9 protein-coding genes and 1 pseudogene are annotated in these 11,334 nt (G+C 69.7%); 2 read left to right on the plus strand and 8 right to left on the minus strand.

Going from position 1 to position 11,334, the window contains the following annotated elements:
- Positions 1 to 33: 33 nt before the first annotated feature.
- The 8 genes and pseudogenes from HOV77_RS01505 to HOV77_RS01540 form a co-directional block, all read right to left on the minus strand.
- On the minus strand, positions 34 to 2,520 hold the full coding sequence (locus tag HOV77_RS01505) for a DEAD/DEAH box helicase (RefSeq protein WP_290856435.1): 2,487 nt from the start codon (positions 2,518 to 2,520) through the stop codon (positions 34 to 36).
- Positions 2,521 to 2,606: 86 nt separating this feature from the next.
- Positions 2,607 to 3,395, minus strand: coding sequence for a hypothetical protein (locus HOV77_RS01510; RefSeq protein ID WP_290856406.1), 789 nt, complete (start codon positions 3,393 to 3,395; stop codon positions 2,607 to 2,609).
- Positions 3,396 to 3,434: 39 nt separating this feature from the next.
- A complete protein-coding gene (locus HOV77_RS01515) occupies positions 3,435 to 5,252 on the minus strand; it encodes a beta-propeller domain-containing protein (protein WP_290856409.1) in 1,818 nt (605 codons plus the stop codon).
- 86 nt (positions 5,253 to 5,338) lie between these two features.
- Complete coding sequence (locus HOV77_RS01520; protein ID WP_290856411.1) at positions 5,339 to 6,463, minus strand: hypothetical protein; 1,125 nt, start codon at positions 6,461 to 6,463, stop codon at positions 5,339 to 5,341.
- Positions 6,464 to 6,690: 227 nt separating this feature from the next.
- Positions 6,691 to 6,948 (minus strand): annotated as a pseudogene (locus HOV77_RS01525) (hypothetical protein); the annotation flags it as partial.
- Entirely contained in the window at positions 6,945 to 7,763 is an 819-nt protein-coding gene (locus tag HOV77_RS01530; protein ID WP_290856414.1) for a DUF692 domain-containing protein, read from the minus strand. The gene HOV77_RS01530 and the pseudogene HOV77_RS01525, both read right to left, overlap by 4 nt.
- Entirely contained in the window at positions 7,760 to 8,551 is a 792-nt protein-coding gene (locus HOV77_RS01535; protein WP_290856420.1) for a TIGR04222 domain-containing membrane protein, read from the minus strand. The genes HOV77_RS01530 and HOV77_RS01535 overlap by 4 nt, the downstream gene beginning before the upstream one ends.
- A gap of 32 nt (positions 8,552 to 8,583) precedes the next feature.
- Complete coding sequence (locus HOV77_RS01540) at positions 8,584 to 9,519, minus strand: LysR family transcriptional regulator (RefSeq protein ID WP_290856437.1); 936 nt, start codon at positions 9,517 to 9,519, stop codon at positions 8,584 to 8,586.
- A gap of 201 nt (positions 9,520 to 9,720) precedes the next feature.
- Between HOV77_RS01540 and HOV77_RS01545 the strand changes: the two genes are divergently transcribed.
- Positions 9,721 to 10,371: a succinate dehydrogenase cytochrome b subunit gene (locus tag HOV77_RS01545; protein WP_290856440.1), complete on the plus strand. Its 651-nt coding sequence runs from the start codon at positions 9,721 to 9,723 to the stop codon at positions 10,369 to 10,371.
- Between the two features lie 3 nt (positions 10,372 to 10,374).
- Positions 10,375 to 11,334, plus strand: a 960-nt coding sequence (locus HOV77_RS01550; protein ID WP_290856426.1) for an FAD-binding protein, incomplete at its 3' end; no start/stop codon positions are given.

Genomic DNA, 11,334 nt, shown 5'->3' on the forward strand with positions numbered 1-11,334 from the left:
CATGATCAACGGGGAGAGGCGGGGATCAACGGGTCAGTCGAGGCGGGACAGGTCCAGCACTGTGACGACAGCCGTGCCGGCCTCGTCGGAGGCGGCGAGGTCGACTTCGGCGGTGATCGCCCAGTCGTGGTCGCCGTCGGGGTCGTCGAGGATCTGCCGGCACTGCCAGCGGTCCTTCTCCTCGGTGATCAGCAACAGGCCGGCACTGCGGGCCTCACCGTCCACGCCGATCTCGTCGTGATCCTCGAAGTACGCGTCGAGGGGCGTACGCCAGTCGAAGTCGGGGTCGAGTTCGGCGAGGGTGTCGTAGCGCTCGAAGGCGGCCAGCTCCACCCGGCGGAACAAGGCGTTGCGCACCAGTACGCGGAAGGCCCGCACGTTCGCGGTGACGCCCCGCGTCTTCTCCTCCAGCACGACGGGAGCCGTCGGATCAGTCGGGTTCCGCAGCTGCTCCCATTCGTCGAGCAGGCTGGAGTCGACCTGGCGGACGAGCTCGCCGAGCCATTCGATGAGGTCTTCCAGGTCCTCGGTACGCGCGTCCGGCGGGATCGTCTGCCGCAGCGCGCGGTAGGCGTCGGCGAGATATCGCAGGACGATGCCTTCCGAGCGGGCCAGCCCGTAGAAGGCGACGTACTCGGTGAACGTCATGGCGCGCTCGAACATGTCGCGTACCACGGATTTGGGGGCGACCTCGTGCTCGCTCACCCACGGATGACCACGCCGATACATCTCGTACGCCGCTTCGAGCAGTTCGGCGAGCGGCTTGGGATACGTGACCTCGTCCAGCAGCGCCATGCGCTCGTCGTATTCGAGCCCGTCCGCCTTCATCTGGGCGACGGCCTCTCCCTTCGCCTTGAACTGCTGAGCCGACAGCACCTGGCGGGGGTTCTCCAGGGTCGCCTCCATGATCGACAACGCGTCGAGGGCGTACGTGGGCGACGAGCGGTCGAGCAACTCCAGCGCTGCCAGAGCGAACGGCGACAGCGGCTGGTTGAGGGCGAAGTTGAGCTGCAGATCCTCGACCACGCGCAGGCGAAGCGGCTCACCGGGTCCGGAGACGCGCTCGACGACTCCGGCGGCCAGCAGCGCGCGATAGATCGCGAACGCCCGGCGGACGAGCTTGAGCTGGGCGGACCGCGGCTCGTGGTTGTCGGTCAGGAGTTTGCGCAGATCTGCGAAGACATCGCCGCCGCGCTCGATGACGTTGAGGATCATCGAGTGAGTCACCGTGAAGCTGGAGGTCAGCGGCTCGGGGTCGGCTGCGACCAACTTGTCGAAGGTGGGCTGGCCCCACGAGACCATGCCCTCGGGCGGCTTCTTCTTCACGTAGCTCTTGAGTTTGCGCTGGTCGCCGGCGAACTTCGTGATCGCCTTCTCGTTGGCGATCACGTGCTCCGGGGCCTGCACGATGACCCGGCCGAGAGTGTCGAACCCGGCTCGGCCGGCCCGCCCGGCGATCTGGTGGAACTCCCGGGCCTTCAGGTGGCGCATCTTGGTGCCGTCGAACTTCGACAGCGCAGTGAACAGCACCGTCCGGATCGGCACGTTGATTCCGACGCCCAGGGTGTCAGTCCCGCAGATGACCTTCAGTAGACCCGCCTGGGCCAGCAGCTCGACCAGACGGCGGTACTTCGGCAGCATCCCGGCGTGGTGTACGCCGATGCCGTGCTTCACCAGCCGGGAAAGCTGCTTGCCGAAGCCCGCGGCGAACCGGAAATTGCCGATCATCTCGGCGATCGCGTCCTTCTCCGCCCGCGTACACATGTTGACGCTCATCAGGGCTTGTGCCTGTTCCATCGCGGCGGCCTGGGTGAAGTGCACGATGTAGACCGGCGCCTGATGGGTCTGGAGCAGCTCCTCGACGGTCTCCTGCAACGGCGTCAGCGAGAACGCGTGCACCAGCGGCACCGGCCGGGTCGCCGACGTGACCACCGCGGTGTTCCGCCCGGTACGCCGGGTCAGGTCGTCTTGGAATCGGGTGACGTCACCGAGCGTGGCCGACATCAGGACGAACTGCGTGTTCGGCAGCTCCAGCAGCGGCACCTGCCAGGCCCAGCCCCGGTCGGGTTCGGCGTAGAAGTGGAACTCGTCCATCACGACCTGGCCCGCGTCGGCCTTCGCGCCCTCACGCAGGGCGAGGTTGGCCAGGATTTCCGCGGTGCAGCAGATGATCTGTGCGGACTCGTTGACCGCCGCGTCCCCGGTGAGCATGCCGACGTTCTTCGCCCCGAACTGCTCGCACAGCGCGAAGAACTTCTCGCTGACCAGCGCCTTGATCGGCGCGGTGTAGAAGGTCCGCTCGCCGGAGGCCAGCGCGGAGAAGTGCGCGCCCGCCGCGACCAGACTCTTGCCCGACCCGGTCGGGGTCGCCAAGATCACGTTGGAGCCGGTCACGACCTCCAGCAACGCCTCGGACTGCGCGGGGTAGAGGCTCAGCCCGCGGCTTCCGGCCCACTCCTCGAAGGCGAGCAGGACTTCCTCAGGCTCGCTGGGCCCGCCACCCTCGGCGGGCGGCGGCAGCAGATCGATGAGGGTACGCGAGGCGGAGGTCACCGGCGCAAGGTTACTGTGCCGTCACCTGAACCGTTCACTCCGGGCGCGCGTCGTCAGCGGTAACGGTCGAACCGCTCGTCGGCGTACTCATCGTCATCGTCGTCTTCGTCGGACCGGCGGCGCAGGACGAGCCAGAGGAGGAACCCGCCGACCACGACGAGCGCGCCCGCGCCACCGAAGATCACCACGGGCAGGGCGCTGGAGTCGTCGTTCCCTGCGGTCGACACCGCTGAGATCTCCGTCGCCGAGCCGCTGTCGGTCGGGGTGCCCTCGGTCGGTGCTCCGGCGTCGGTCTCTTCCGTCGTCGGGCTCGCCGTCGCGCTGCGCTTCGAGGCTTTCGGCGTCGGCGTGGCGGACGGCTTCTTCGACGCCGTCGGCGACGCCGAGGTGGCGGCGGTCCGCTTCAACGTCAGGGACCCGGTGTTATTCGCTGTATTTGGATCTGTGTATCCCTGTGCGATGAGCAGCAGGTGCGCCGTGCCCTTGGTCGATGGCGTGTCAGGCATTGTGACCTGGAGCTTCACTTCATGGCGGCCCGCTTCGATCGAATCCCACGAGCAGTAGGCCTGAAACGGACCCCAATAGTGGCACGCGGGCGAGGGAACCATCTTGATGGTGACGGTCGACGGGAACTTGATGTCGAGCCGGATCGCGGGCGGCCCGGGGATCGCAGTCGGTACCTCGAAGGCGATCGTCACGGCGACGGTCTGCCCGGCAGCTCCGGAGGCCTCCGCCGGGAAGGCTTTGAGGTCGACGTCTTCGGCGTACGCCGGTGTGGCGGTGAGCCCCACGGTGAGCAGGACACCCGTCGCCACTGCTGCGGCGGCTCGGCGTACGTTCATCGACCTCTCCGATCGTCGGCGACGCCGGAGGTTAGCACCTCAGTAGGGCAGCCAGCTGACCCGTTTCCCGTTCGCCAGCGTGCTGGCCATGAGGCCGGAGTCGGAGACCGTCCAGAGCTCGTCGCCGATGACGAGGCTGCGGCGGATCGCCGTCGGGTAGTAGCTGTTCTTGGGCTGCTGCGGATGACTGATCCAGCCGGCCTCGGTCAGGCCGCCATCGCCGACCTTGATCAGCAGCGCTCCCGCGTCGCCCTTGTCGTCGTTCCACTTCTGCACCGGCACCACAAGCAGTTTCGTGTCCGGCCAGTAGAGGAAGGCGTGCGGGTCGAACTCTGCCTCGCTGTAGCCGTGGTCGCCGACCTCGTGATTGGCCAGCCGCTTCGGGTTCGCCGGATCGGCGACGTCGAACAGCGAGATCTGGGTGCCCTGCACGCGGCCATTGTCATCGGCCGCCTGGCCGACGCCGAGCAGCCGATCGCCGCCCACCGGATGCAGGTACGCGCTGTAGCCCGGGATCTTCAGCTGACCGGCGACGACGGGCTTGGCCGGGTCACGCAGGTCGACCACGTACAGCGGATCGGTCCGCCGGAAGGTCACCACGTACGCCGTCGGGCCGACGAAGCGTACGGCGTAGATCTGCTCGCCTTTGCCGAGTCCGCCGATGCTGCCGACGACACGTAACGAGCCTCCGTCGCTGCGCAACGCGTACACGGTGGAAGTGCTTTTGGTGTTCTGGGCCCACGGATGCCCGGTGGTGGTCGCGACCCGCAGGACACCGTCGCTTTCGGACATCGAGTACTGGCTGAGCAGCCAGCCGCCGACGGTGCCTGCGGCGACGTAGCGCGGCTGGCGGCCGGTGATGTCGAACATGTACAGCTCGGTCTTGCCCGTGGTGCCGAGGCCGCGCCAGCGTTCGTCGTTGGCCAGGTAGAGGTGTGCCCCGGAGCCGTAGACCGTGTCGGCGTCGGCGAACACCGCGGACGGTACGCCGTCGGCCAGCTGGGCGGCGGCTAGATCGAAGCTCAGCACGGTGACCAGCGACGCGCCGCTGAACGTCGCGGGGTGGCGGACGTCGCCGCAGTCCACAGTGCCCGAGGTGCCGTCACTCGTGTACGCCGGAAGCCAAGCGTCGATCGGCGACTTGTCGATGACCTTCCGGTTGTTCGCGATCAGCGTCTTCTGATCGCCCCGCGCGTCCTGCTTGAAGACGATCTTCGGGGTGGACCGCACGACGACGCGGGCGACCGAGCCGATCTGACGCGCGTCGGTCAGCGAACCGTCGATGGTGTAGGTGGACAGCACCTTCGCGGTCGGCAGGTCCACCAGCCAGATCGTCGTACGCTGATGCTGCGGGATGCCGCGGTACACGAAGTTGGGACTCCCGAAGACCAGCGCGTGATCGCCCGACAGCAGCAGCTGATCGCCCGCCTCTGGCAGCTCCACCACCCCGGCAAGTTTGTGCTGGGCGGCGTCGACGATTCGCAGCGCGCTCCGGCTCAGCGTCACGATGCGTTTGCCGTCGGTCTTGACCAGGTCGGGCTCGTCCACGCCCACTTCGTGGGTGTTGGTCCCCGAGTACGCCGGGCCGGCCGCGTCGGGCACCGTGTTCTTGCCGCCGGTCGCCCGTTCCATCCCGCCACTGGCGAAGTCGCGCCACAGCATCTCGTTGCCGAAGCCCCAGGGCTGGACGCTGGCCTTGGCCGCCGTGCGTACGTCGGCGAGCAGTTTGTCGCAGGAGTCGTAGGACACGAGCTGCAACGCCGGCGCCGCCACCTGGGTGGGTGCCGGCGCGGGATCCTCCGTGCACGCCGTCAACGCCAGCAACGCCGCAACCGTGGCCACGAGCTTCGTCTTCATGAGGCCTGTGACGCAGGCTGACAACAGGTGGTTCCCATGATCAGCGGAGTGAACGTGGGGTTATGGCACCGCGGAGTTTCCGCTGATCAAGAAGGCGTAGGGGCGCCGAGCCGCGCCACGGCGGCGATGAGCTGGCTGACCTGCTCGGCGAGCTGAGCTGCCTGCGCCTGGGCGGCCTGCGCGTCCCGTCGGGCGACGTCGAGGTCACGGTGGGCGATCTCAAGGTCGCGCTGAGCGACGTCGATGCCCCGCTGGGCTTCGTCGGCGTCCCGTCGGGCGGCGTCACGCTCCCGGGTCGCGGTGCCCAGGTCCGCGGTTGCGGCGGCGAGGTCGGCGGTCAGGCCGGTCACCTGGGTGTCGAGGGCCGACAGCCGGGCCGTGGCCCGGTCCAGCTCGCCGGTCAGGCGGCGCTGCTCGTTCTCGGTCGCGGCCAGGGCGGTCTGCGTTTCGGCGACGGCTGCGCGCGCTTGATCCCTCTGCTGGTACGCGTCATCGCGCAGAGCCTTGGCCGCCGCGACGGCGTTGTCGGCTTCCTTGGCGATCCGGTCCCGTTCGGCCCGGGCGGCGTCCGCCTCTGCCCGAGCGGTGGCCGCGTCCGCCTCCGACGAGGCGACGGCTGCGAGCGCGGTGGCGACCTCCGCCGCGGCCTGCTCCTTCGCGGCCTGTGCTTCGGCGTGCGCCTGCTCGACGGCGGTCGCCGCCTCTTCCCGGGCCGCGGCCGCGTTCGCATCAGCCGCCGCGACTGCTGCGTTCGCAGCCTCCAATGTGGCTGCTGCTTCATCGCGTACTCGTTGAAGAGTGGCCGCGGTCTCCTCTTCCAGGCGGCGCATCGCGGACTGGAGCTGAGCGGCCTGGGCGTCTGCGGTGGTGACCTCGCTGCGGGCGGCCGCGACGTCGGCAGCGGCCTGGGCCCGCACTTCGGCGAGCTGCCGCTCGACCCCGGCGGGGGAGAGTTCGGCGTGCAGCGCCTCCGTCAGCGTCTCCACGACCTGGTCCAGCCGGTCGACGACCTCGTACGCCTTCGCGACCTGACCGGCGAGCCCCGGCGACGTGCGGTGGCGCATCCGGGTGTTGCGGGCGGCCCGCTGGCACTCGCCGTCGTTGTCGCGGCAGTAGCGGAACGGGCGGCCGGCACCGGCGCGCTGCGGTACCGGTTTGCCGCAGTGCAGGCAGGGCCGGGTCTCGGTCTCGGGTTCGGCGGCGGCGGTCACGGGGTTCACCTTAATGCGCTTCGTTCGCACGATCATGAACTAGCGGTCGTGCTCGGCCGGTGTGTCGTGTCCCCAGCGCCCTGATCACTTCCGCAAGCGCATGATCAACGTGCAGGCCGGAGGAGGCGGGCGAGGCGCGACCGCCGCCGAGGAGGCGTACGCCCGTCGTAAGCCCAGTGAGCGTCGCGAGCGCGCAGCTCGGCAGCGGCCGACGGGTCCAGTGTGGACAAGGTTCGGGCGAAGTCCCAGCCGTCCCGCAAGGACCCCTGAGGAGGTCGCCCGACTGCCCAGGTGCGGAAGGTGGCGTACCAGGAGGGGCCGAGCGAGGCGGCCAACGCAGGCCACACCCGGGCGACCTCCCCGGCGCGTTTGCGGAGGAGCTGTTCGCGTACGGCATCGACTCGCGCGGGGTCGAAGCCCGGTGGCGGAGATCCGTCGGCCACGAGCGCTGCGACCAGGGCGGCTTGCCGTTCGGCGAGGCTCACACCGTCACCCGGTCCAGGCCCGCGGCGTCGGCGATCGCGTCCAGCTCCGCCGACAGCTCGGCCGCCGGGGGATATCGGCCGTCGCGTTCCAGCATGACCGCGGGCAGCCGCCCGGCGAGATGCGCCACCAGCTGCAGCACATCATCGGGTACGCGATCAGTGTGCGTGTCCTGGTAGAGCCCGTCGACTTCGGCGCCCCCGGCGACGTGGCAGTACGCCACCCGCTCCCACGGCAGCGCGTCGAGCAGGGCGTACGCGTCTTCGCCCCGGTTGACGGCGTTGGCGTACACGTTGGCGACGTCGAGCAGCAGCAGCGCGCCGGTCCGGTCGAGGATCTCGGTGAGGAACTGGGGTTCGGTCAGCTCGTCGTCCGGCCAGTCCACGAGGGTGGCGATCGGTTCCAGCGCCAACGGAACGTCCAGTGTGGACTGCACGACCGCGGCGTTGGCGGCGATCGCGTCCACTGCTTCCCGCGACCGCGGAACGGGCAGCAGGTGACCGGCCTCGTGCCCGCCCGCCCGGACGAACGCGATGTGCTCGCTGACGAGTGGAGCCTCGGTGAGGCGGGCGACGGCCGCGAAGTGCTCGACTCGATGCGGGTCCACCGGTTCGGCCCCGCCGAGCGAGAGTTTGACGCCGTGCGGGACGACCGGCACGCCGCGTCCGCGCAGCCGGGCCAGCCCGTCGGGCAGCGGGCCGTGATGTGGGACCGATTCGGCGATGACCTCGGCGAACGCCAGTCCCGGCAGGGCGGTGACGTAGCCGGAGATCTCCGGCCGCCAGCCGATGCCGACTCCGGCGAGCGGCGCGGTCACGAACCGCCTCCGCAGCCGCCGCCCCCGCCGCCCCCGCCGCAGGAGCTTCCGCCACCGCAGCTCGAACCACTACCACCGCAGCTCGATCCGCTGCCACCGCAGCTGGACGATCCGCAGTTCGACCCGCCGTCCGAGGAACTCCCGCTGTCCACCGGGCTACCGCACGACGTCCCCGAGCCGCCACACGAGTACGCGCTCGACGTCGCGTTGTTCGTGGCGGCGGTCCGCAGCGGGAAGAAGCCGAGCAGATCCGGGCTGATGCCGGCGAACGCGGCGGTCCCGTACAGCCCGACGCCGAGTCCGGCCGCCGCGGGCCCGTACGTCATCCAGGCCGGCTGCTGCGCAGGGGCGAGGTAGGCGTACTCCTGGCGATGCTGGCGCAGCAGCGCGTTGCCGGTCGGCGTACGCCGGTCAGATGCGCTCAGCACCCCTTTGAGCTGTAAAGACTGCCGGATGGCGAGGAGGGCGCTGTCGACGGCGGGACTTGCGACGATGGCCCGCCCGGTACGCCCGAGCGCCAGTTCGGCCGCGACCGCCCGTTGCAGGGGAGTGGCGCCGGGGATCTCGTGCATCGGCCGGAGGTGGACCTGACCGGCGACCCACAACGAGGCCAATGCCGACTGGACCGCCCGGGGACGTCCGCCCGCCAAGTAGGCCACCTCTTCCGGACTCGGCCGGGGTCCGGTGTAGACGGCGTTGCTCTGCCGCACTGCCCGCACGACCACGATGATGATGATCAGGCCGCCGATCGCGAACGGAGCGAAGGCGAGGAGCGGGAAATCGCGCATGCCGACAGTGTGCGTACTGGGCGCAACAGCGCTCAGAGGGGGTCGACTCCGGGGGGCAGGGTGCTCCACGCCGACGCCTCGGTCAGGTACGCCAGCAGCGTGTCCCGTAGCGCCCGGGCGGCGTGCGTAGGTGTCACGTCACGGCGGTGCGCCAACGCGACGGTACGCTGCACGCCCGGCTTGGCCAGGGTGGTGATCCGGAGCCGGTCGCGCCCGGCCACCGCCATCGACGGGACCAGTGCGACGCCGAGGCCCGCCTCGACGAAGCCGAGGACGGCGTCCAGTTCGCCGCCCTCGACCGCGAACGACGGGGTGAACCCGGCCCGCTCGCACGCCGCCACGGTGGCGTCGCGCAGGTCGTAGCCGGTACGGAACATGACGAGCGGCTGGTCGCGCAGTTCGGTGATCCGCAGCGGCGGCTTCTCCGTCGGCGGCGGCATGGTCAGCGACGACACCACCACCAGACTCTCGCGCAGGATCGGTTCGGTTCGCAGCGAGGGATCGGTGCCGGCGTCAGGCAGCACGATGATCGCCATGTCGAGCGCGCCCTGCACCAGGTGACGCACGAGATCCTGGGAGCCACTCTCCTCCACCTGCAGGCGTACGCGCGGATAGGCGTCGGCGTAGCGGCGCAGAATGGGGGCGACCAGACTGACACAGAGGCTCGGCGTCGCACCCAGGCGCAGCCGTCCCCGCCGCAGTCCGACGAGCTCCTGGACCTCGACGCGGGCGGTGTCGGCGTCGGCGATGATCCGGCGGGCCAACGGCAGCAGGGCCTCCCCGGCCGGGGTCAGCGCGATGGCGCCCCGCGTACGCGTGAACAGCTCCGCGCCGAGGTCGGTTTCCAGGGCGTGAATCTGCTTACTCAGTGAGGGTTGGGTCACACCGACCTGGTCGGCCGCCTGGGTGAAATGCCGGGTTTCGGCGACCGCGACGAAGTACCGGAGCTGTTGGAGCTGCACGACGATAGTCTACGGCTATCGGAAAACGGGCAGGCATGCATTGGACGCGGGGTTCAGCTCGTTCCTAGCGTCAGTCCCGTGGCAGTAGCTTCTCCTCCCCGCAACGCGAGTCCCGGCAGCAAGGCGAGTCCCAGCGGCACGGCGTCCGGCAGCGTGACGTCGGGCGGCGCGACGTCCCGTAAAGCGCCGGTCGGCAAGCGCAGCTCCATCGCGCTCAAGGCGATCATGGCGTCGACCGGCGCGCTCCTGGTCGCGTTCCTCGTCGTGCACATGATCGGCAACCTGAAGGTGTTCGTCGGCGCCGAGGCGTTCGACCACTACGCGCACTGGTTGCGGACGATCCTCACGCCGGTCGTGCCGTACGAGGGGTACCTCTGGATCCAGCGCGCGGTCCTGCTCGTCGCGGTGATCGCGCACATCTGGTCCGCGACCGTGCTGACCATCCGCGCGAAGCGGGCCCGCCCGGTGAAGTACGCCCACCGCCCGCCGGTGCAGGGCAGCTACGCCGCCCGGACGATGCGCTGGGGCGGTGTGATCGTCCTGGCCTTCATCGTCTGGCACATCCTCGACCTCACCACGCGCACGGTGAACCCGGTCGGCGACCGGAGCAAGGCGTACGACGCGGTCGTGCAGGACTTCGCGCCGGAGCGCTGGTGGGTGACCCTGTTCTACGTCGTGGCGATGGTGATGATCGGCTTCCACCTGCGCCACGGCCTGTGGTCGGCGTTGCAGACCCTCGGCGTCAGCAACGCCAAGCGGCAGCGCGTCCTCAAGGCGGCCGCGCTGGTCGTCTCGGTCGGCCTGAGCGCCGGCTTCCTCCTCGTCCCGCTCGCTGTGACCTTCGGATTGGTGGGCTGAGCAATGACCGAGTTCTACGTAGAAGGCGATCCCATCGCCGACGACAAGGCCCCTGAGGGTCCGATCGAGACCCGCTGGGAACGCCGCCGGTTCGGGGCCAAGCTGGTCAACCCGGCCAACAAGCGGAAGCTGACCGTCATCGTGGTCGGCACCGGTCTGGCCGGTGGCTCGGCCGCGGCGACCCTGGCCGAGCTGGGCTACCACGTCAAGAGCTACTGCTACCAGGACTCCCCGCGCCGGGCGCACTCGATCGCGGCCCAGGGCGGCATCAACGCGGCGAAGAACTACCGCGGTGACGGCGACTCCATCCACCGGCTGTTCTACGACACGGTCAAGGGCGGCGACTTCCGGTCCCGCGAGTCCAACGTACGCAGGCTGGCCGAGATCTCCGTCGAGATCATCGACCAGTGCGTCGCCCAGGGCGTGCCGTTCGCCCGTGAGTACGGCGGGCTGCTCGACACGCGCTCGTTCGGCGGCGCACAGGTGTCGCGTACGTTCTACGCCCGGGGGCAGACAGGGCAGCAGCTGCTGCTGGGTGCGTACCAGGCGCTGGAGCGGCAGATCGGCGCGGGCAACGTCGAGATGAACGCCCGGCACGAGATGCTGGAGCTGATCGTCGTCGACGGACGGGCGCGCGGCATCGTCGTCCGTGACCTGGTGAGCGGTGAGATCACGACGGAGTTCGCCGACGCGGTCGTCCTGGCGTCCGGCGGTTACGGCAACGTCTTCTACCTGTCGACGAACGCCAAGGGCTGCAACGTGACCGCCTCCTGGCGGGCGCACCGCAAGGGTGCGCTGTTCGCGAACCCCTGCTATACGCAGATCCACCCGACCTGCATCCCGGTCTCCGGCGACCATCAGTCGAAGCTGACGCTCATGTCGGAGTCGCTGCGCAACGACGGCCGGGTCTGGGTGCCCAAGGCCAAGGGCGACCAGCGGGCGCCGGGCGCGATCCCGGAGGAC

The organism is Hamadaea sp. (assembly GCF_013362815.1).
GTDB lineage: Bacteria > Actinomycetota > Actinomycetes > Mycobacteriales > Micromonosporaceae > Hamadaea.